This is a genomic window from Lacinutrix sp. MEBiC02404 (genome assembly GCF_053601575.1).
In genome coordinates this window covers 41,146-62,446 of record NZ_JBSHNV010000113.1, presented here as the reverse complement: position 1 = coordinate 62,446, position 21,301 = coordinate 41,146, and the positions used below count along the sequence as shown (strand labels likewise).

The window sequence follows — 21,301 nt, the reverse complement described above, 5'->3', positions numbered from 1 at the left end:
GCGGGAATGATAAATACATTTATCAATGAAAAAGATAGAGCACTACGTTCAAGGACAATGGACAACAGGTAAAGAAGAAGGAATACCAATTCTAGATGCAGTAACAGGTGAAGCGTTCACTAGCATTGCTATTGAAGGATTAGATATTCCAGAAATTCTAAACTACGGAAGAACCAAAGGAGGAGAGAAACTTCGTAAAATGACTTTTCAAGAGCGAGGAAACATGCTTAAGAGTTTAGCCATGTATCTTACCAATAGAAAAAATGCATTTTACGAATTAAGTTATAGAACTGGAGCGACCAAAGTAGATAGTTGGATAGATATCGAAGGTGGTTTCGGAAACTTATTTGCAAACGCTTCATTAAGAAAACTGTTTCCAAATCAGCCGTATCATGTAGAAGGTGATGCTATCGATTTATCGCGTGGCGGACGCTTTATGGCGCATCATATTATGGTGCCTAAAAAAGGAGTTGCTGTGCATATTAATGCATTCAATTTCCCGGTTTGGGGAATGTTAGAAAAGTGTGCAGTAAATTGGATGGCTGGCGTGCCTGCAGTAGTTTTACCAGCACCTTCCACATCTTATTTAGCAGAAGCAGTAGCAAAAGAAATTATAGCATCTGGTATTTTACCAGAAGGCGCATTACAAATCATAAACGGAACCGTAAAAACAATTCTAGATACTGTAGAATCTCAAGATGTTGTAACTTTTACAGGTTCTGCAAAAATAGGACGCTTATTAAAAGCGCATCCACAACTTATTAAAGAATCGGTGCCATTCACTATGGAAGCCGATTCTTTAAATGCATCTATCTTAGGAGAAGATGCAGTTCCGGGAACACCAGAATTCGACTTATTCATTAAAGAAGTAAGAAAAGAAATGACGGTAAAAGCAGGACAGAAATGTACTGCTATTAGAAGAATTATTGTGCCGCAAAATTTAGTAGAAGATGTGCAAAGTGCATTGTCTAAGCAATTAGATAAAGTAACTATTGGAGATCCTAGATTGAAAGAAGTTAGAATGGGATCTTTGGTAAGTCATCAACAAGTACAAGCCGTTAGAGATTCTGTCAATGATTTATCTAAAGAAGCACAAATCGTTTACGGAAGTTTAGATCATATAAACACGATTGGAGCAGATGCTAAAAAAGGTGCTTTTATTAGTCCGATTTTATTACGTTCCGATCATCCTTTTGAAAATACAATCATTCACGAACGTGAAGCTTTCGGACCAGTAAGTACTATAATGCCTTATAAAAACTTAGATGAAGCTATATTATTGGCGCAAATGGGTAAAGGTTCGTTGGTTTCTTCTATTGCCACAAATGATGATGAGATTGCTAAAGAGTATGTTATAAACGCAGCATCTCATCATGGTCGTATTATGGTTGTGAATCGGGATATGGCTAAAGAAAGTACAGGTCATGGTTCACCTTTACCTTACTTGGTACATGGAGGACCTGGTCGTGCTGGTGGTGGAGAAGAAATGGGTGGAATGCGTGGCATAAAACATTATTTGCAACGTACAGCAATACAAGGTTCGCCAACTACAATTACAGAGATCACTGGTATTTACCAGCAAAATGCAAAATATAAGGAAGCACCACAGCATCCATTTAAATACCATTGGGAAGATATTCAACCAGGAATGTCGCTAAAAACGCATAAACGTACCTTCACAGATACCGACATTATCAACTTTGCGAATCTTACTTGGGATCATTTTTACGCGCATACAGATATTACATCGTTAGAAGGTAGTATTTTTGAGAAGCGAACTGCGCATGGATATTTCATTATTTCTGCAGCGGCAGGATTATTTGTATATCCAAATAAAGGACCTGTAGCTGCGAATTACGGATTAGAAGACTGTAGATTCTTGCGTCCGTTATATCATAATGATACGGTCTATGTACGATTAACGTGTAAGCAAAAAGTAGATAGAGATGTCGCTTCGGCAGAACATCCTAGCGGTATCGTAAAATGGTATGTGGAGGTTTTTGATGCGGAAGATGAATTAGTTGCTATTGCTACTATTTTAACCATGGTGCAAAAGAAACAGGAAGCTTTCATTGAAATGACGGAAGATAAAATCACGGAATGTCTTTCCAAATTAAAAGAAGATGCAAAACCAAATTGGGGACTTTTAACGCCTCAGCATTTGATGGAGCATTTAGAACTTACGTATAGAATTTGTTCTGGAGAGATTCAGGATTTTGAAATAGCAACACCAGAAAAAATATTAGAAAAAGTGCATAACTCTTTATATAGTTATGATAAATTCCCAATGGGAACCGCTTTTCCAACATATAGAAAAAAGGAATTAGAAGATTTAGTACATGCTGATTTTGAAACAGCAAAAGCAAAGTTTGTAGAAGCTAGAGAAGCTTATAAAACATTTTTTAAAGAAAATCCAGAAGCTAAATTGAAGAATATGGTTTTTGGGGAGTTGAATAAATATGAATCGTATTTGTTAGAGAGAAAACACTTGAATCATCATTTCGAACAATTCAATTTACTCTAAATTTTAATTAAAAGTCACTGCGCACGTGTTGCACAGTCGCTATAATGGAAATAAAATGTCTAAAAAGTATTACACGTACATCCTAACACATGAAAGAAATCATATCTTTTATGTAGGAGTAACAAATAATATTAAAAGACGAATGAGTGAACATAAAGCAGCAACTTTTGGGACGCATGTTGGACATTACAATATTAAAAAGTTGGCTATTTTGAAGAACATACAGACATAAGAATCGCAATTCGTAGAGAAAAGACAATTAAGAAGTGGAAAAAAGAATGGAAGAAAAATCAAATAATCGAAATGAATCCAGATTGGATAGACTTGAGTTTAGATTGGGATCTTTAAAAGTATATTAAAAGTTAAAAATAATACGAATGCGCAACAAGTGCGCGTTGACATACAAAGAATATGACTGAAGCATACGTTAAAATAAACATAGAAAACGAAGTAGGATATATCGAATTTTTCCATCCTGCACACAACTCTTTACCCGGAGATATATTAGCAAAACTAGCACAAACAATTACAGATGCTGGAACTAACGACGCTATTAAAGTTGTTGTTCTTAAAAGTGGAGGAGAAAGAACTTTTTGCGCAGGAGCAAGCTTCGAAGAATTAATAAACATCAACGATGCGGCAACAGGGAAAGTATTCTTTTCTGGATTCGCAAACGTAATTAACGCGATGCGTAAATGTCCGAAATTCATTATCGGTCGCATACAAGGAAAAACCGTTGGTGGTGGCGTTGGACTAGCAGCTGCAACCGATTATTGTATGGCTTCCAAATTTGCCGCTATTAAGTTATCTGAATTAAATATTGGTATTGGACCATTTGTGGTCGGACCAGCAATAGAACGTAAAATGGGATTAAGCGCGATGTCGCAAATCGCGATAGATGCAAATACATTTTACGCTCCAGAATTCGCAAAACAAAAAGGCTTATTCACGCAAGTGTATGAAAGTACAGAAGAACTAGATGAGGCTGTAAAAACAACAGCAGAGCATCTTTGTACATACAATACAGAAGCCATGCTAGAAATGAAAAAAGTATTCTGGCACGGAACTGACCATTGGGATGCACTATTAGCAGAACGAGCAGCAACTAGTGGTAAACTTGTGTTAAGCGATTTTACAAAAGAAAAATTAAAAGGATTTAAATAGAAAAGTCATTGCGAGGCCAAAGTACGAAGCAATCTCATGATAAGATTCTAATTTTCACTCCAAATGACAGTAATTAGTAAAGTATGATTTACAAATTCAAAGGCTACACACCAGTTGTACACGAATCTAGTTTCGTGCATCCATTAGCAGCAGTAACAGGAAATGTCATCATTGGTAAAAACTGTTACATTGGACCAGGTGCGGCTATTCGTGGGGATTGGGGTCAAATTATTTTAGAAGATGGTGTAAATGTGCAAGAGAATTGCACGGTTCACATGTTTCCTGGGAAATCTATTACACTTAAAGAAAGTGCACATGTTGGTCATGGAGCCATTATTCATGGTGCTAATTTGGGTAGAAATTGTCTTATTGGAATGAACACCGTAATCATGGATGATGCCGAAATTGGCGACGAATCCATAGTTGGTGCCATGGCATTTGTAAAAGCCGAAACTAAAATTCCTAAGCGAAGCTTAGTTGTCGGTAACCCAGCAAAAGTAATTAAGCAAGTGAGTGATGAAATGATCGCTTGGAAAACAAAGGGCACACAATTGTATCAGGAATTACCAGCCGATTGTCACGAGAGTTTGCGGGCTGTAGAACCATTAAGAGAGGTTCCAGAAAATATGAAAATACAGGAGGATGTTTATAAAACGTTACGAGAGTCTTTTAAAAAGTAATTTTAGATAACTACTCTCGTATTGGATATAATTTTCTTCTTATACGCCATAGGAGAGATTCCTTCTATTTTTTTAAACGATTTACAAAAATGCACATAGGTGTTAAAGCCACTTTGAAAGGCAACACTTTGAAGGTTGTCAATCCCTTCAATTATTTTAATAGAATACTTTATGCGTTCCTTCATTATATAATTAACAGGTGTAACGCCCAATGTATCTTTAAAACGATTAAAGAGTTTTGTTTTTCCAAACCCAGAAATACTAACAAGGTCATCGATGGTTATTTTATTCCTTAAATTAGTCATTATATAACTAATTGTCTTTTCTAAATTCTTATCCTTTATATTACTCTTTATATTTTTAATCAGAAGCGATCCTGCTTCCGTTTGAAGAACTCTTAATATCAACTCTCTTAATATTGCATTATTGACATGCGTGTCTAATCCTGAATTTCCAGCTTTTAAATATTTGTAAAAACGTTCAAAGCTTTCAATGGTATTTGTATCGTTAGAAATAAAATGAGAATGTTCTTCGCTTAATAAATATTCAAAATTAGCACTCCAATCTTTGTCTTCCATTAATTCTAAGACAAGCTTTTCAATAAATTCAGGAGAAATATCTAGTACTAAACATTTTGTTGGGTTTGTAAAACTCGCATTACTAATTTCTACTTTTTGAACTACATCTTTCTCTGGAATAAAAACCATTCCAGGAAAGAATTCCACTTTAGCATTTTTAGAAACCACCGTTTTATGGCCAGATAACATGATGGTAATCATGTGTTTGTCAAAAGTAAAAGAGATGTCTTTACAAGGAGAGTTTGTTTCATATATGGTTAAAAGACCATCATCAAACTTATATTCCGTGCTTTTTTCAATAAATGTCTTTCTTTCGGGTTTCATATTGTGAATTATAGTTAATAAAATCGGTTAATAATTCAAATATATTGAAAATAATTCACAAATTCTTAATAATCGTGTTATAGTTTATCTATTGTGTATGATAATTCAATTATTATAGGGCTAACCATAGTAATTTGGTTGATAATTCATAGGAACTCATTTAGCAATCATTAAAACGAATATTAATTTATAAACAAAAACAATGAAAACGTATCATACTATAATTGGAGGAAAACAAATTATTTCAGAAAACACATTCGAAGTTAAAAATCCAGCAACAGAGGAGCTTATAGGTTATGCTCCAATTTCTACAAAAGCGGAAGTTGCGGAAGCGGTAGCCGCTGCGAAAAAAGCACAACCAGCTTGGGCTGCTCTAGACGATGATAAAAGAAAAGAGTACATCATGAAAATTGCAGAAGTGCTTACGGATAATACCGAGGAATTGGCAACATGGATTACAAAAGAACAAGGAAAGCCTCTTGGTGGGCCGGGTTCTATGTTTGAGATGCAAGCTTGTGTAGGTTGGACTCAGGTTCCAGCGTCTTTAGATTTACCTGTAGAAGTTGTTTTTGAGGATGAAACGAGACGCGATGAATTACATAGAAAAGCTATCGGTGTTGTTGGAGCAATTGCGCCATGGAATTGGCCTTTAATGATTGCTATTTGGCAAATAATTCCTGCGCTTAGAGTTGGAAATACAGTGGTTCTAAAGCCATCGGAATACACAACAATAGGAACTTTAGAAATGGTAAGAATGATTAATGAAGTTTTGCCAGCTGGTGTTTTAAACACCATTAGTGGACCGGGAGAAATTGGAGCAGAATTGGTAGGTAATAAAGATATCAATAAAATAATGTTCACGGGTTCTAATAGTACAGGACAAAAAATTATTGAAGCTTCTGCTGGTAATATGACGCGTTTAACATTAGAGTTAGGTGGTAATGATGCGGCTATTGTTATGGAGGATGTAGACCCGAATGCGATTGCGGAAGGTTTGTTTTGGGGAGCATTTTTAAATATGGGACAAACCTGTGCTTGTGCAAAACGCTTATATGTACACGAAAGTAAATATGAAGGTGTAATAAGTGCGCTTAGTGATTTGGCAGAAAAAATGCCAATGGGAAATGGTTTAGAAGAAGGAATTGTTTTAGGGCCAATTCAAAATAAAATGCAATATGATAAAGTAGTAGACTTAATTGAAGATGCTAAGGCGAATAATGCAAGAATAGTTTGCGGGGGAGCTCCTAAAGAAGGAAAAGGTTTTTTCTACCCAATTACTATCGTTGCAGATGTAGAAGACGGATTAAGATTAGTAGATGAAGAGCAGTTTGGTCCAGTTTTGCCAATTATAAAATATTCTAATATCGAGGATGCTATAAAAAGCGCGAATAGATTAGAAGCGGGTTTAGGAGCTTCGGTTTGGTCTTCTAATTTGGAAGAAGCGAAGAAAGTAGCAGCAAGAGTAGAAGCTGGTACAGTTTGGATTAATCAGCATGGTGCAATCCATCCTATGGTGCCGTTTGGAGGTATTAAGGGTTCTGGTTATGGTGTGGAATTTGGTTTAGATGGTCTGAAATCAGTAACACAACCTCAGGTGATTAGTATTAATAAAGCTTAATTTTTTGATATGATTTATAATAAGGCTATAGAAACATTACCTATAAAGGAACTTCGAAAGTTGCAAAATGAACGTTTAGAAACCATGCTAAACCGAATTTATACGAAGGTGCCTTTCTATAAAAATAAACTCGATGCGCTTGGTCTGAAACCCGGAGATATAAAAGGTGTTCAAGATTTGCATCGGTTACCATTTACAAAGAAAACGGATTTAAGGGATAATTACCCATTCGGACTTTTTACTTGCGATGTGAGCGAATTAAATCGAATTCACTGTTCTAGCGGTTCTACAGGAAAGCCAACAGTAGTTGGTTATACTAAAAATGATTTAGATGTTTTTGATGAAGTAGTAGCGAGATCACTTGCATGCGCAGGAGCAAAACCAGGAATGCGTTTACATAATGCATATGGTTATGGTCTGTTTACTGGAGGTTTAGGGATACACGGCGGAGCAACAAAATTAGGTATGGCTGTAATACCTATATCTGGAGGAATGACAGATAGACAACTGCAGCTTTTAGAAGATTTTCAATCGGAAGTACTTTGTTGTACACCTTCTTATGCGCAAACCCTCGCAAATGAATGTGAAAAAAGAGGTATTGATCCTTCTAGATTCAATTTAAAATATGCAATTCTAGGAGCAGAACCTTGGACAGACGGAATTCGAAATGAAATAGAACAAAAACTAAATCTTAAAGCTACAAATATTTATGGCTTAAGCGAGATTATTGGCCCTGGTGTTTCGCAAGAAGATTATGAAGAACAAGGCACGGGAAGTTATATCTGGGAAGATCATTTTTATCCAGAAATTGTAGATAAAGATACCGGTGAACCATTGCCATATGGAGAAGAAGGCGTTTTAGTAATAACCACATTGACTAAAGAGGCGTTTCCTGTTTTAAGATATTGGACAAATGATATTTGTAGTTTATCCTACGATCATAGTATAAAACGTACACATATAAAAATGAGTGCCATAAAAGGACGATCAGATGATATGCTAATTATAAGAGGTGTTAATCTTTTTCATACACAAGTGGAAGATGTTATCTCTAATATAGAAGAGCTCTCTGTAAATTATCAGCTTATTGTAACCAAACAAAATGCGATGGATACCGTAGAAGTGAAAGTAGAAGTGGTAAATAATGAACTGCTAGACAATGAGCAGCTGATTAAAAAATTCTCTAAAAAAATAAAAGATAATATTGGATTGTCTATGAAAATCACCCTTCACCCCGTTGGAGAAATACCTAGAAGTGAAGGTGGTAAATTAAGTAGAATTATGGATAAAAGATAAAACTAACTAACTAACTAACCGAATTAATCATGAAAAAAATTAAAATAATTTTAGTTCTATTGCTGCTAATTAATTTTGCGGGTTATGCGCAAAAACAAGTTGGTGGTAAGGTTACAGACCAAGAAACTAGCCAGCCTTTATTAGGTGTTAATGTTATAGTAAAAGGAACGTCAAAAGGAGTAGCCACCGATTTTGACGGGAATTATAGTCTAGAAGTAAATACTAATGATGTGTTAGAATTTATATACCTAGGTTATACAACAAGTACGCTTATTGTTTCAGATGCTGCAGACTATAATGTTAAAATGGAAGAATCTGCACAATCCTTAGGAGAAGTATTATTAACCTCTCGTAAAAAAGCAGAATATGCCAAAGATATTCCTATTAGTATTACCGCTATCGGAGCGAAAGAATTGAAAAAAAGTGGTTCTTTTGAGTTTAGTGATTATGCTTCAAAAGTGCCAAACTTATCTTTCGGTAAGCAAGGTGGTGGTGGTGATCTTGCAGATGGTAGAACTTCTAATTCTATATCGATTAGAGGTATTACAGGTAATGCAACTACCGCTTTTTATTTAGATGAAGTGCCGTTGCCAGAAACAGTAGATCCTAAATTGGTAGATGTAAAACAAATAGAGGTTTTAAGAGGTCCACAAGGAACTTTATACGGTTCTAGTGCTATGGGAGGTGCGTTAAAAGTAATTACAAATGAACCTACAACTTATGCCTTTTCTGGTAATGCTGGTATGGAAGTGAGTTCTGTAGATGAAGGTGGTGTTAATTACTCCGGAGATCTTACCCTTAATATTCCTGTTGTTAAAGATAAATTGGCAGTGCGTACGGTAGCGTTTTATAATTTTAAAAGCGGAATTTTTGATAAGGTGCCTTTAACTTCCGAAGATACTCCAATTACCTTACTTAACGATAATCATTCCTTATTAACCAAAACAAAGGAAGATGTGGATGATGAAACTACTTTCGGATTTCATCTAGGAGCAAAATGGACACCAACAGAAAGATTAACCATACTTCCTAAATTTATTTATCAAAGTACAGAAGCAGATGGTTATAATTTAGCCGATACAAAACCAGGTAACTTTGATCAGGTGCGATTTGCAGATATAGACGAAAATTTTGAGGATAGATTTAGTAACCTAAGTTTAACCACAAAATATAAATTAGATAAGGGAGAATTTGTGTTAGCAATGTCTTCATTTGATCGATATTATTATGAAAAAGAAGATTTTTCAGAATGGTTAACCTATACGGCTTTCGAGATTCCACAATCCGATGAGGTAGGTTATCCAGTAGAGATATGGAGAGAAGCAGATTTTGAAAAGTTTGTTACAGAGTTTCGTTATGTATCTGATTTAGATGGTAAATTTAATTTTTCATCTGGTATCTTTTATGCAAAAGAAAAGAGTAATGAAAGAGGGGAAAGCTATTCTTCAGGTTTAGGAGAGTTTATAGGAGAAACCAGTCCTGAATTTGACTACGTTTATGAATTTGTAAATGGTGTAGAAATAAAAGAAATTTCTTTATTTACAGAGATGTATTATGAAATATCCGATAAGTTAAAAGCAACATTCGGACTGCGTTGGTTTGATGCGGAAAGTTCAAGATCTAGAACGGTATTCTCTTCTCTTGTTTCGGGATATGAAGATATCACCGGTGATTTGCCAGCAAATAAAGCGAGTGGTTTTAATCCGAAATTTGGTTTAAAATATAAGTTCAACGATAATAATATGATGTATGTTAGTGCGTCAAAAGGATATCGTTTAGGTGGTGTTAACGGAGTTTTGCCAGCGTATAGCGAATCAGAAGCTGTAGATCTTTTAGGTACAATAAATGTTCCGGCAACGTATAAAGATGATTATTTATGGAGTTATGAGCTTGGAGCAAAAGCAGGGCTTACCAATAAAAAGTTGCTAGTAAATGCAGCTCTTTTTTATAACGATTGGCATAATATTCAACAAAGAACCAATTTGCCAGTATCTGGGTATAATTTTATCATGAATATTGATAAAGCATATAGTTATGGTTTAGAAATGGATGTGCATGCATACCCAACCAGTCAGTTAACGTTATCTGGAAGTATTGGTTTAATAAAATCTGAAATTACTGAGGTAGGTGAAGATGCGCATTTAACCGAAGCAGAAAAGGGAGATGAAATATTGCTTATTCCAGATATTACGGCTTCTGCAACTGCAGAATATAGGTTTAAAGCGTTTAACAAAAAAGATATGTTTGTAAGAGCAGATCTTCAGCATTCTGGAACGAGATATAGTAATTATGATAGATCTCCAGCGCGTACTTTAGATGCATATACCTTAGTTAATGCAAGAATAGGTATTAGCTTAAATAAGTTTGATGTTTCTTTATTTGCCAATAATTTAACCAATGAAAATGCAAATTTTGGGGATATTATCTCTCTTGCGGCAGAGTTAGAGGGTAGAACAAGATATGCAACAAGTAGACCTTTTACAGCCGGAGTTTCTTTAAGAGCAAAATTTTAAGTGTTGTTATAATTAAAGTTGCTAATTTGCTTGAAGTATAATTTGGCAACTTTAATTTTTTTTAAAAGATTTTAATATAGAGTAAAAGAATATGAAAAAAATAAGAATAGTAATGCGTGTCGAAAAAATGTCTTTTGTGCTTTTAGTTATTTTGTTAAGCTTTAGTTCTTGTAATAAAACGGAGCAAGAAACAAATACAGAAAAAGTGGAAGTGGTTGTTTCTAATGAAATTGTACATCCTATGGATGCTTTAAGTCAGTTAGAATTAACAGATGTGAAATCAATTCTTTTAGAGGCTAAAAAAGTTACAGAAGCCTCGCGTTTCCCGGAAATCACTTTAAAGGAACCGCAAAAAGAAGCGATGTATGCTTGGGAAGTAGGGAATGTTATCGAGAGACAAGCTAATATTGTAATTAGACAAAATAAAAAGACCTACGAAGCAGTTGTAGATATCACCAATAAAAAGCTGTTAGATTGGAAAGAAATAAGTAATGTGCAACCTGCATTACTTATGGAAGAATGGATGCAAGCTGGTGCGTTATGGAAAAAAGATAAACGTGTTATTGAAGCGTTAAGAAAACGTGGCTATACTAATTTAGATGAAGTTGCAGGTGCGCCATTAACAACAGGTTATTTCGGAACAGAAAGTACAGATCAAAGACTTTTAAAAGTTTGGCTATTGGATATAAAAGGTGTGAAAACTAATCTTTTTGCAAAGCCAATTAATGGAATTACCCCAGTTGTAGACGTAAATAAAGGAGAAGTTGTAGATGTTTTAATTGAAGAAACCATCGCGAGAAATGATAAGGTTTATGATTATGATGAAGCGTCTGTTGGTGCATACAAATTAAAACCAGTAATAATAACGTCGCCAGAAGGAGATAATTTTTCATTTAAGGATGGGAAAATAGAATGGGATAGATGGAAGTTTCATTTTAGAATGGATAAGCGCTTCGGAGCAATCATTTCTTTAGCAGAATTTGACGGACAATCCGTAGCGTATCAATTATCTGCAAATGAAATGTTTGTGCCTTATATGGATTCTGCCGAAGATTGGAAATATCGTTCGTACATGGATATTGGAGAATATGGTTTTGGCTTATTATCCTCACCAATAGAATTAGGAACCGATGTTCCTGGAAATGCAACCTTATTAAATGCCGTGATTCCTATGGATGATGGTACGCCATTATTACAAGAAAATGTAATAGGTGTTTTTGAGCGTAATACAGGAAGACCACTTTGGAGGCATTCTGAGTTTTTAAACGGAACACATGAGAGTAGAGCCGAAGTGGAGTTGGTAGTGAGAACCATTCCGGTAGTAGGAAACTATGATTATGTAATTGATTATGTTTTTAGTACTAAAGGTTTATTGAAAATAGAAGTGGGAGCAACGGGAATGGACGCAGCAAAAGCTGTGGAGTCTAAAACAATGGACGATCCTAAAGCAATGCACGAAACTAAAGTTGGGAATTTAATAGCGCCAAATTTAATCGGTGTTTTTCATGATCATTTTTTATCGTTTAGATTAGATTTAGATGTGGATGGTATTAATAATTCATTTGCAACAGATGAGGTTGTACCTGTGAAATATCCAAATAATTCAAGAAAAAGTGGTTGGGAAGTTGTAGAACATCCAGAATTAAAAGAAGGACCAATTGTAGAAAGTAGCGAGGGGCATGACGGCTACTGGAAAGTGGTTAATAAAAATTCTAAAAATAGTTTAGGGCAGTACAAGAGCTACCAAATATTAGGGCATTCTTATCTATCTGTTTTAGATGATGAAGATTTTCCTCAAAAAAGAGCAGCTTGGTCTAAAGAACAACTTTGGGTAACTCCTTATGATAGATCCGAAATGTATCCTTCCGGGAAATACCCAAATCAAAGCCAAGGAAATGATGGTATCTTAAAATGGGTGGCGCAAGATAGAAATATCAATAATCAAGACATTGTATGTTGGTATACCATGGGTTTTCATCATATGACATTGCCAGAAGATTGGCCAGTTTTACCAACGGTTTGGCATGCTATGACCTTAAGACCTGCTAAGAGTTTTGATCGTAATCCAGCAATAGTTATCGGGAAATAAAATGAGTAATAAAACAATACTATTAGCAATTAGCTTTTTGTTGTGTTTGGTGAGTTGTAAGGATACAGCTCACCAAAAACAGCAAGATGTAAGCAATCCGGAACTACCAATTTTATCACCAAAAAAAGATGGTGAATATCAGGTAATAGCAGATTTTGAATTTAAAAATCAGTACAATCAGACCATTACTCAAAATGCAGTAAAAGGAAAAATCTATATAGCAGAATTCTTTTTTACTAGCTGTCCGTCTATTTGTCCTATCGTTTCAGTACAGTTAAAAGAAGTGTATCATACTTTTAAAGACGAAGAGAACTTTATGATTTTATCGCATTCTATTGATCCGGAAAACGATACGGTAAACGTTTTACAAGATTACTATACTAATACATTAGAAATAGATAAACCTTCCAATTGGCAACTGCTAACCGGAAAAAAAGAAAAGGTGCACGATTTAGCTAACTTTAGTTATGGAACGGTTGTATATGAAGATTTAGATCGATTAAAAGATAATATTATGCATAGTGGCGCATTATTGTTGGTAGATGAAAATGGATTAATTCGTGGGATGTATGACGGTAAAGATAGTACACATACCAAGCGGTTAATTAAAGATGTAAAACAGTTGTTATCGGATTTGAATTAAATTATTTAAAGTCCTAAATTGATCACATTGGTCTCTTTTCCTGTAGAAAGTGTAATTAAACTTTGCACATTTCCTAGGTACGGAAGCAATGTGAGTTTCGATATAATAAAGGTTTCATAAGCCTCAATATCTTCTACCACTAATTTTAGTAAATAATCAAAGTTTCCACTTATTCGATGGCACTCTACTACCTCGGGGAAATTATTTATTTCTTTTACAAATTTCTCTAGGTAACTTCTGGTGTGGCCTTGTAGGGTGATACCTATGAAAACGGTAAGCTTTAGTCCTATTTTCTTATTGTCTAAAACAGCAACGTATTTTTTAATATATCCTTCTTTTTCCAATTTTTTAATCCGCTCAAAAATAGGCGAAGTGGTCATGCCTAGTTCTTTAGCAATGCTTTTGGTGGTTCGGTTGCTATCTGTTTGAAGAATATTTAGGATTTGCGTGTCAATTTTATCTAGTGTTGGAGGCATAAGGAAATAGTGTTTTTAAGAGCTTCAAATGTAACTATAAAAGTAAAATAAACTTTATTTATATGTAATAAAAGAATTAAATTCTTTTCAGAATTAATTTTCAAGTTTTTAACAATCGAAAATCTTATTATAGCTTATCTTTAATTCTTGAAATAAAAATAAATTTAGCTTGAAGAATTACGAATTAAAAATGCCTAAAATGGGCGAGAGTATTAGCGAGGGAACCAACTTCCTGCGTATGCAGGAATCTCATAATAAAAAGTAATGAAATCTTGGTTTGTATACATCATGACTAATAAAGCGAATGGAACAATTTATATTGGCGTTACTGATGAAATACAAGAAAGAGTAAAGGAACATAAGTTAAAATATAGACCTAATTCATTTACTGCCAAGTATAATTGTGATAAACTAGTTTATTTTGAAGAGTATATTGCTGATGCTCCTGCATTAATTAGGGAACGGCAAATGAAGAAGTGGAAAAGAGAGTGGAAAGTAAAATTAATAGAAGAAATGAATCCAGGTTGGATGGATATTTCAATAAATTGGAACTTAAACTATAATAAGTTTAGAAATGAAAGATAAACAGATTCCTGCCTTCGCAGGAAGTTACGAATTAAAAATGCCTAAAATGGGCGAGAGTATTAGTGAGGGAACCATAATCAATTGGTTAATCGCAGAAGGAGACTCTTTTGAAGAAGGAGATATCATTCTAGAAGTTGCAACAGATAAAGTGGATAACGAAGTTCCGGCACCAGCTTCTGGGACATTAGTAAAAATACTGTTTCAAGCTAAAGATATTGTTCCTGTTGGAGAAATAATGGCTATTCTTGAAGTTTCAGAAGAAGTAAAGTCTTCAAAGAAAACTATTGTCACGTCGAGCACTTCGTCTAGGCTCAGCACAGGCTCCATCGAGACGTCTCAAAAGAAGGAAAAAACACCAAAAAAACTAAATCCAATTCAGCAAGATTTTACTTCAAATTCATTTTCAGTAAATAATACAAACACCTTCTTTTCGCCATTAGTAATCAAAATAGCGAAAGAACATCACATAAGTTTTGAGGAATTAGCGCGAATTCCTGCAACAGGACATGAAGGTCGTTTACGCAAAAGTGATGTGTTTCAATATATAGAAGAAGGGAGACCTTTTAAATTTGCACAAGCCGTAGCTGAAAAAGATCCAACCGCATATAGAATTCCGCAATTAAATTTCGATAAAGGCAAGGGGAAAGTCATTGAAATGGACAGAATGCGCCAAATGATTGCAGATCACATGGTGTATTCTAAACATACTTCGCCACACGTTACTGCTTACGTAGAAGCTGATATGACGAATATGGTCAATTGGAGAAATGCGAATAAAGTCGCTTTTCAAGAAAAACATGGAGAACGTTTAACCTTTACTCCATTGTTTGTGGAAGCTGTAGCGAAAGCAGTGAAAGACTTTCCGAATATAAATGCATCTGTCGATGGCAATAATATCATTGTAAAAGAAGATATAAATATTGGTATGGCAACGGCATTACCAAGTGGAAACTTAATCGTTCCTGTGGTGAAAAATGCGGATACTAAAGATTTAAAAACTATAGCAGCTAACGTAAATGAATTAGCCGGAAAAGCTAGAGAAAATAAACTTGGTGGTGATGATATTAAGGGAAGCACATTTACTATTTCAAATGTAGGAACCTTTGGAAGCGTGATGGGAACACCAATTATCAATCAGCCAGAAGTTGCTATTTTAGCTTTAGGGATTATTAAAAAAAGACCAGAAGTTATCACTACAGAAAAAGGAGATGAAATCGCTATTCGTAGTATGATGTACTTATCGCTTTCTTTTGATCATCGTGTTGTCGATGGCTTTTTAGGAGGAAGTTTTGTAAGACGAGTAGCCGATTATTTTGAACAATTTGATGTAGATAGAAAGATATAATTAATGATTTGTCATCCCAAACTTGATTTGGGGCCCACTTTTAAATAAAATTATAATAGATTCCGCATCGCAGTGCGGAATGACAAAAAAAGATACCTGCTTTCGCAGGCATTTGATATGAATAAAGACATACTAAAAAAAGGATTTTCAAAATTATGTACAGCCAAAGCAATGGCAGAATTGTACGAAGCTAATTTTAAGCAAGTATCCAAATATGTACATGCGACATCTAGAGGTCATGAAGCGATTCAGATTGCCTTAGGAATGCAGTTGTTACCGCAAGATTATGCATTTCCGTATTATAGAGATGATGCTATGTTATTATCGTTCGGCTTAGAGCCTTATGATTTAATGTTGCAATTATTAGCTAAAAAAGACGATCCGTTTTCTGGAGGGAGAACTTATTATTCCCATCCAAGTTTAAAGGATGATGATAAGCCTAAAATCCCACATCAATCCTCGGCAACAGGAATGCAAACTATTCCAGCCACAGGAGTTGCTATGGGAATGCAATACAAAGAATTACAAGGTTTAGATGATAAAACGCTTAAAGATTTACCGTTTGTGGTTTGTTCTTTAGGAGATGCTTCCGTAACCGAAGGAGAAATTGCAGAAGCTTTCCAGATGGCAGCTTTAAAACAAATGCCGATTTTATATTTAGTACAAGATAATGGTTGGGATATTTCTGCAAATGCAGCAGAAACAAGAGCGCAAAATGCTTTTGAATATGCTAAAGGATTCCATGGGCTAGAAGCTATTTCTATTGACGGCGCAAACTTTATAGAAAGTTATGAAGCCGTAGAAAAAGTGATAAAAACAATTCGTGAAGAACGAAGACCGTTTTTAATTCATGCAAAAGTACCGTTATTAAATCATCATACTTCTGGTGTTAGAATGGAATGGTATCGTGATGATTTAGAGGAAGCGCGTTCTCGTGATCCGTATCCAGTGATAAAACAACAATTAGTAGATAATGGGTTTACGGAGGCTGAATTGGAAGGGATAGAAAATTCCGCGAAAGCGAAAGTACAAGCAGACTTCGAAAAAGCATTATTAGCGGAAGATCCAAAACCGGAAGATTTATTTACAAACGATTTTGTGCCAACACCAATTACCGAAGAAAAAGGTACACGTGCACCAGAAGGAGCAGAAAAGGTAGTCATGGTAGATTGCGCATTATTTGCTGTGGAAGAACTGATGCGAAAGCATAAAGAATGTTTGCTTTACGGACAAGATGTTGGTGGGCGACTTGGTGGTGTTTTTAGAGAAGCAGCAACTTTAGCGCAGAAATTTGGTGACGATCGCGTTTTTAATACGCCAATTCAAGAAGCCTTTATTGTAGGTTCTACCGTTGGTATGAGTGCGGTTGGATTGAAGCCAATTGTGGAGGTGCAGTTTGCCGATTATATTTGGCCTGGATTAAATCAGTTATTTACAGAAGTAAGTAGAAGTTGCTATTTAAGTAATGGAAAATGGCCAGTAAGTATGATTCTTCGTGTGCCAATTGGTGCTTATGGAAGTGGAGGGCCTTATCATTCGTCTTCTGTAGAAAGTGTACTTACGAACATTCGTGGTGTAAAAATCGCATATCCTAGCAATGGAGCCGATTTAAAAGGTTTGATGAAAGCGGCGTATTACGATCCAAATCCTGTGGTGATTTTAGAACATAAAGGTTTGTATTGGTCTAAAGTAGCAGGAACCCAAGGAGCAACATCGGTAGAACCAAGTGAAGATTATGTATTGCCTTTTGGGAAAGCATGGGTTTTACAAGAAATTTGGAAACAAGAAAATGTAGAAACATTAACTATTGTTACTTATGGAATGGGAGTGCATTGGGCAATGAATGCATCCGAAGAATTTGGAATGCAAGACCAAATTGAAATTATCGATTTAAGAACGTTATTTCCTTTAGACGAAGAAACTATTATGAAATCGGTAAAGAAAACCGGAAAGTGTTTAGTGGTGACAGAAGAGCCTTCTAATAATAGTTTTGCTAGAGCATTGTCTGGAAAGATTCAAGAAGAGTGTTTCAAATTTTTAGATGCACCAGTAATGACTATTGGTAGTGAGAATATGCCAGCAATTCCATTGAATTCTATTTTAGAGGAAACCATGATTCCATCGACAGAAAAGGTGAAGGCTAAAATGAAGGAACTTTTAAGCTATTAGATAATTCTATTATAGGTTTCAATTTATTTTGTATATTGAACTCTTAAAATTATAACTATAATATTTGAAATAATTATGAAAAAGTATATTACACTTTTAAGCTTTATTGCTGTATTTTTTATTGGGATGCAAGGATCTCAAGCTCAGGAAACTTTAGTAGCGGAAACAGATAGACCTGAAGCTGTTGCCAAAGTACAAACATATAACTTACATCAATTAGTAGAGTTAGATGGAAATCAGCAAGCTGCAGTTTATAATGTATTTGTGGATTTAAACCAAAACTTAAAAGGTTTGGAAGGAAATAAAGACATCGCTAAAGTACAAGGAGCAAAAGCTTCTTTATTGGAAACTGTAAAAGCTAAATTAAAAAGCATTTTAACGAATGAGCAATATCAAGGGTATTTGAAAACATTAGAAACACCTAAGAAATAATTCGTTATTCATATAAAAATAAAAAACCACTCTAATTTAGAGTGGTTTTTTTATTCCTATTATTGTTGTTGTAAACCTGGAGGATATTTCTCCATGATCTTAGTAACAAAATCTTGTATTCGTTCTTCCTTTTTGTTTTGAGATAGATAGCCAGTACCTTGTCCTTGCCATACTAACTCTTTTTTGCTAGCATCAATTAAATCGATGTAAAGAATACCTTCCGTAGATTTAGATACTGTATTGTAGTTGTTCCAATAATAAGGACTCCATCCCCAACCATATCCATAAGGACTAAAGTTGTTGCTGTATACATTTATTTTTTCTCTAGATTTTGTAAAAATACTAACTAGTAAATCTGGGTTTTCAGATTTTGTAAAACCTTTTGCAAGTAATTCTGCTTCAATAGCACGAAGAATTCTACGTTTGTCTAGATCATTAATTTCTGCTTTGTCAATTCCTGTTTTGTAGAAAGCAAAGGTTTTAAAATCGTTAAAGTTTGCTTGCTTGTCATAATCTGACGCGACTCTTACCGAGCTACAAGACGTTGTTACTACTAATAAAAGAAGTAGCGATGTAATGGTGAATAGATTTTTCATAGTTGCAATTTTTTAAATTTTTTCTAATTCAATAAAGCATCATCTACGTGATTTGGAAGTGTTACTTTTAGATTTGGTTCTACTTCCATTGCTCGTTTAATAGCAAACTCAGCTCCTGAATTTCGTGCCCAACTTCGTCTTGAAATCCCGTTGTTTACGTCCCAGAATAGCATGGATTTTAAACGTTTAGATGCTTCTATACTACCATCAAGAACCATACCAAATCCGCCATTTATAACTTCTCCCCAACCTACACCACCACCATTGTGAATGCTTACCCAAGTTGCTCCTCTAAAGCTGTCTCCAATTACATTTTGTATTGCCATATCTGCTGTAAATCGAGAGCCATCGTATATGTTACTTGTCTCTCTATATGGGGAGTCTGTCCCGGAAACATCATGATGATCACGACCTAGAACTACATATCCTAATTCTTGTTTTGCAATGGCATCATTAAATGCTTGCGCAATTTTCATGCGCCCTTCTGCATCTGCATAAAGTATTCTGGCTTGTGAGCCTACCACTAATTTGTTTTCTTGTGCGCCTTTTATCCATTGGATATTATCCGCCATTTGTTGCTGAATCTCTTCTGGCGAATTCTTTTTTATTTCTTCTAAAACAGTACATGCAATAGCGTCTGTTTTTGCTAAATCTTCTGGTTTTCCAGAAGCACAAACCCAACGAAATGGTCCAAAACCATAATCGAAACACATAGGTCCCATAATGTCTTGTACGTAACTTGGGTATCTAAAGTCGATACCATTTTTTGCCATAATATCTGCTCCAGCACGGGATGCTTCTAAAAGGAAAGCATTACCATAATCGAAAAAATAAGTTCCTTTTGCGGTGTGTTTATTTATAGCTTCGGTATGACGACGAAGTGTTTTTTGGACTTCTATTTTAAACTGCTCCGGATTATTTGCCATCATTTCATTAGCGTCTTCAAAAGAAATACCTACAGGATAGTAACCTCCAGCCCAAGGATTATGCAATGAAGTTTGATCGCTTCCTAAGTCGATATGAATGTTTGCTTCATCGAATTTTTCCCAGACGTCCACGATGTTTCCTAAATATGCTATGGAAATGGTTTCTTTTTCGGCTTTCGCTTTGGTAACACGAGTTACTAAAGCATCTAGATTCGAAATTTTTTCATCTATCCAACCTTGATCTAATCGTACTTGTGTGATCTTCGGGTTTACTTCTGCACACACGGTAATACAACCCGCAATATTTCCGGCTTTTGGTTGTGCGCCAGACATACCTCCTAAACCTGAGGTTACAAAAAGATTTCCTTGTGGTTCTTTTTTTATTTTTCTGAAGGCATTTAATACGGTAATTGTTGTTCCATGCACAATTCCTTGTGGTCCAATGTACATGAAACTTCCAGCAGTCATTTGTCCGTATTGTGTAACACCAAGGGCATTGAATTTTTCCCAATCATCTGGTTTGGAGTAATTGGGAATCATCATTCCGTTGGTGACCACAACGCGAGGTGCATTTTTGTGACTAGGAAATAATCCCATAGGATGGCCAGAGTACATAGCGAGTGTTTGCTCGTCATTCATTTCTGCCAAATATTTTATGGTTAATCGGTATTGTGCCCAATTGGAAAACACAGCGCCATTACCTCCATAAGTTATTAATTCGTGAGGATGTTGGGCTACCGCATAATCTAAATTATTCTGAATCATTAACATAATAGCAGCAGCCTGTTTTGTCTTTGCAGGATATTCATCTATTGGTCTTGCATACATTTTGTAATCCGGACGTAGACGATACATATAAATTCTTCCGTAGGTTTCTAATTCGTTTTTAAATTCGGGAAGTAATTCTGCATGATGCTTTTTATTAAAATAACGTAGTGCATTGCGAAGTGCTAGTTTTTTTTCTTCCGCAGATAAAATCGCTTTACGCTTTGGTGCGTGATTTATTTCTGTTTCGTATGCTTTTGGCTGTGGTAATATTTCTGGAATGCCTTCTAATATTTGATTTTTGAATGTCATATTGGTAACCGACTTTACTTTTTATTTATTGTTTTACTGGAAGTGGACGTGTTAAAACCGTAAGGACAATGTCTGCAGCCACTTTCGCAACAGTATCCCCGTTTTAAATGGTATTGCGCTGTAAAACATTTGTAGCCTTCGGGTGTTAGGTAGTAATCGCCTTCTTCAAGAGGTATAAATTTCTTCATATCACAAATATAATGTAATTTGGATTGATTTTTGAATGGTATAAAATATGATTTTTATTTCAAAATATATGGTACCCA

Annotated in this window: 18 protein-coding genes; 13 read left to right on the top strand and 5 right to left on the bottom strand. The window is 35.2% G+C overall.

The features are described 5' to 3' along the window. The first annotated feature begins 25 nt into the window (after window positions 1-25). The 4 genes from paaZ to ACVCXO_RS02530 all read left to right on the top strand — a co-directional run bounded on the left by paaZ (window position 26) and on the right by ACVCXO_RS02530 (window position 4,368). Window positions 26-2,524, top strand: coding sequence for a phenylacetic acid degradation bifunctional protein PaaZ (paaZ, locus tag ACVCXO_RS02545; RefSeq protein WP_452228028.1), 2,499 nt, complete (start codon window positions 26-28; stop codon window positions 2,522-2,524). 55 nt (window positions 2,525-2,579) lie between these two features. After that, window positions 2,580-2,756, top strand: a complete 177-nt coding sequence (locus ACVCXO_RS02540) for a GIY-YIG nuclease family protein (protein WP_452228027.1) — start codon at window positions 2,580-2,582, stop codon at window positions 2,754-2,756. 179 nt (window positions 2,757-2,935) lie between these two features. Further along, the gene (locus ACVCXO_RS02535) at window positions 2,936-3,688 is read left to right on the top strand and encodes an enoyl-CoA hydratase/isomerase family protein (protein WP_452228026.1); all 753 of its coding nucleotides are present in this window, start codon (window positions 2,936-2,938) and stop codon (window positions 3,686-3,688) included. Window positions 3,689-3,771: 83 nt separating this feature from the next. Next, the gene (locus ACVCXO_RS02530; protein ID WP_452228025.1) at window positions 3,772-4,368 is read left to right on the top strand and encodes an acyltransferase; all 597 of its coding nucleotides are present in this window, start codon (window positions 3,772-3,774) and stop codon (window positions 4,366-4,368) included. 2 nt (window positions 4,369-4,370) lie between these two features. Here the strand turns inward: ACVCXO_RS02530 and ACVCXO_RS02525 are convergent, their stop codons facing one another. After that, window positions 4,371-5,270, bottom strand: coding sequence for an AraC family transcriptional regulator (locus tag ACVCXO_RS02525; protein WP_452228024.1), 900 nt, complete (start codon window positions 5,268-5,270; stop codon window positions 4,371-4,373). Between the two features lie 202 nt (window positions 5,271-5,472). Between ACVCXO_RS02525 and ACVCXO_RS02520 the strand changes: the two genes are divergently transcribed. The 5 genes from ACVCXO_RS02520 (at window position 5,473) to ACVCXO_RS02500 (ending at window position 13,429) form a co-directional block, all read left to right on the top strand. Further along, window positions 5,473-6,888, top strand: coding sequence for an aldehyde dehydrogenase family protein (locus ACVCXO_RS02520; protein WP_452228023.1), 1,416 nt, complete (start codon window positions 5,473-5,475; stop codon window positions 6,886-6,888). Window positions 6,889-6,897: 9 nt separating this feature from the next. Further along, window positions 6,898-8,184 (top strand): phenylacetate--CoA ligase family protein, encoded by a 1,287-nt coding sequence (locus ACVCXO_RS02515; protein WP_452228022.1) that lies wholly within the window; start codon window positions 6,898-6,900, stop codon window positions 8,182-8,184. Between the two features lie 29 nt (window positions 8,185-8,213). Beyond that, window positions 8,214-10,697, top strand: coding sequence for a TonB-dependent receptor (locus ACVCXO_RS02510; RefSeq protein WP_452228021.1), 2,484 nt, complete (start codon window positions 8,214-8,216; stop codon window positions 10,695-10,697). A 91-nt stretch (window positions 10,698-10,788) separates the two neighbouring features. Further along, on the top strand, window positions 10,789-12,786 hold the full coding sequence (locus ACVCXO_RS02505) for a copper amine oxidase (protein WP_452228020.1): 1,998 nt from the start codon (window positions 10,789-10,791) through the stop codon (window positions 12,784-12,786). Between the two features lies 1 nt (window position 12,787). Further along, window positions 12,788-13,429, top strand: coding sequence for an SCO family protein (locus ACVCXO_RS02500; protein WP_452228019.1), 642 nt, complete (start codon window positions 12,788-12,790; stop codon window positions 13,427-13,429). Between the two features lie 5 nt (window positions 13,430-13,434). Here ACVCXO_RS02500 and ACVCXO_RS02495 read toward each other — a convergent pair whose 3' ends face one another. After that, window positions 13,435-13,905, bottom strand: a complete 471-nt coding sequence (locus tag ACVCXO_RS02495; RefSeq protein ID WP_452228018.1) for an Lrp/AsnC family transcriptional regulator — start codon at window positions 13,903-13,905, stop codon at window positions 13,435-13,437. A 264-nt stretch (window positions 13,906-14,169) separates the two neighbouring features. On the opposite strand from ACVCXO_RS02495, the gene ACVCXO_RS02490 reads away from it, so the two are divergent. From ACVCXO_RS02490 to ACVCXO_RS02475, 4 genes are all read left to right on the top strand, one after another. Further along, window positions 14,170-14,490 (top strand): GIY-YIG nuclease family protein, encoded by a 321-nt coding sequence (locus ACVCXO_RS02490; RefSeq protein WP_452228017.1) that lies wholly within the window; start codon window positions 14,170-14,172, stop codon window positions 14,488-14,490. After that, window positions 14,480-15,835 carry a dihydrolipoamide acetyltransferase family protein gene (locus ACVCXO_RS02485; protein ID WP_452228016.1) on the top strand — a complete coding sequence of 452 codons (1,356 nt, stop codon included), beginning with the start codon at window positions 14,480-14,482 and terminating at the stop codon, window positions 15,833-15,835. The genes ACVCXO_RS02490 and ACVCXO_RS02485 overlap by 11 nt, the downstream gene beginning before the upstream one ends. 117 nt (window positions 15,836-15,952) lie before the next feature. Next, on the top strand, window positions 15,953-18,004 hold the full coding sequence (locus ACVCXO_RS02480; protein WP_452228015.1) for an alpha-ketoacid dehydrogenase subunit alpha/beta: 2,052 nt from the start codon (window positions 15,953-15,955) through the stop codon (window positions 18,002-18,004). A gap of 75 nt (window positions 18,005-18,079) precedes the next feature. Further along, entirely contained in the window at window positions 18,080-18,436 is a 357-nt protein-coding gene (locus ACVCXO_RS02475; protein ID WP_452228014.1) for a hypothetical protein, read from the top strand. A 59-nt stretch (window positions 18,437-18,495) separates the two neighbouring features. Here the strand turns inward: ACVCXO_RS02475 and ACVCXO_RS02470 are convergent, their stop codons facing one another. The 3 genes from ACVCXO_RS02470 to ACVCXO_RS02460 are packed head-to-tail and all read right to left on the bottom strand — an operon-like array spanning window position 18,496 to window position 21,223. Then, complete coding sequence (locus tag ACVCXO_RS02470) at window positions 18,496-19,032, bottom strand: DUF4136 domain-containing protein (protein ID WP_452228013.1); 537 nt, start codon at window positions 19,030-19,032, stop codon at window positions 18,496-18,498. 23 nt (window positions 19,033-19,055) lie between these two features. Beyond that, window positions 19,056-21,035 carry a urocanate hydratase gene (locus ACVCXO_RS02465; protein ID WP_452228012.1) on the bottom strand — a complete coding sequence of 660 codons (1,980 nt, stop codon included), beginning with the start codon at window positions 21,033-21,035 and terminating at the stop codon, window positions 19,056-19,058. A 14-nt stretch (window positions 21,036-21,049) separates the two neighbouring features. Then, window positions 21,050-21,223 carry a DUF5522 domain-containing protein gene (locus ACVCXO_RS02460; protein WP_452228011.1) on the bottom strand — a complete coding sequence of 58 codons (174 nt, stop codon included), beginning with the start codon at window positions 21,221-21,223 and terminating at the stop codon, window positions 21,050-21,052. Between the last annotated feature and the right edge of the window lie 78 nt (window positions 21,224-21,301).

Coding starts and splice junctions, on each gene's coding strand:
- paaZ (WP_452228028.1), top strand. CDS start 26: ATGAAAAAGATAGAGCACTACGTTCAAGGACAATGGACAACAGGTAAA.
- ACVCXO_RS02540 (WP_452228027.1), top strand. CDS start 2,580: ATGTCTAAAAAGTATTACACGTACATCCTAACACATGAAAGAAATCAT.
- ACVCXO_RS02535 (WP_452228026.1), top strand. CDS start 2,936: ATGACTGAAGCATACGTTAAAATAAACATAGAAAACGAAGTAGGATAT.
- ACVCXO_RS02530 (WP_452228025.1), top strand. CDS start 3,772: ATGATTTACAAATTCAAAGGCTACACACCAGTTGTACACGAATCTAGT.
- ACVCXO_RS02525 (WP_452228024.1), bottom strand. CDS start 5,270: ATGAAACCCGAAAGAAAGACATTTATTGAAAAAAGCACGGAATATAAG.
- ACVCXO_RS02520 (WP_452228023.1), top strand. CDS start 5,473: ATGAAAACGTATCATACTATAATTGGAGGAAAACAAATTATTTCAGAA.
- ACVCXO_RS02515 (WP_452228022.1), top strand. CDS start 6,898: ATGATTTATAATAAGGCTATAGAAACATTACCTATAAAGGAACTTCGA.
- ACVCXO_RS02510 (WP_452228021.1), top strand. CDS start 8,214: ATGAAAAAAATTAAAATAATTTTAGTTCTATTGCTGCTAATTAATTTT.
- ACVCXO_RS02505 (WP_452228020.1), top strand. CDS start 10,789: ATGAAAAAAATAAGAATAGTAATGCGTGTCGAAAAAATGTCTTTTGTG.
- ACVCXO_RS02500 (WP_452228019.1), top strand. CDS start 12,788: ATGAGTAATAAAACAATACTATTAGCAATTAGCTTTTTGTTGTGTTTG.
- ACVCXO_RS02495 (WP_452228018.1), bottom strand. CDS start 13,905: ATGCCTCCAACACTAGATAAAATTGACACGCAAATCCTAAATATTCTT.
- ACVCXO_RS02490 (WP_452228017.1), top strand. CDS start 14,170: ATGAAATCTTGGTTTGTATACATCATGACTAATAAAGCGAATGGAACA.
- ACVCXO_RS02485 (WP_452228016.1), top strand. CDS start 14,480: ATGAAAGATAAACAGATTCCTGCCTTCGCAGGAAGTTACGAATTAAAA.
- ACVCXO_RS02480 (WP_452228015.1), top strand. CDS start 15,953: ATGAATAAAGACATACTAAAAAAAGGATTTTCAAAATTATGTACAGCC.
- ACVCXO_RS02475 (WP_452228014.1), top strand. CDS start 18,080: ATGAAAAAGTATATTACACTTTTAAGCTTTATTGCTGTATTTTTTATT.
- ACVCXO_RS02470 (WP_452228013.1), bottom strand. CDS start 19,032: ATGAAAAATCTATTCACCATTACATCGCTACTTCTTTTATTAGTAGTA.
- ACVCXO_RS02465 (WP_452228012.1), bottom strand. CDS start 21,035: ATGACATTCAAAAATCAAATATTAGAAGGCATTCCAGAAATATTACCA.
- ACVCXO_RS02460 (WP_452228011.1), bottom strand. CDS start 21,223: ATGAAGAAATTTATACCTCTTGAAGAAGGCGATTACTACCTAACACCC.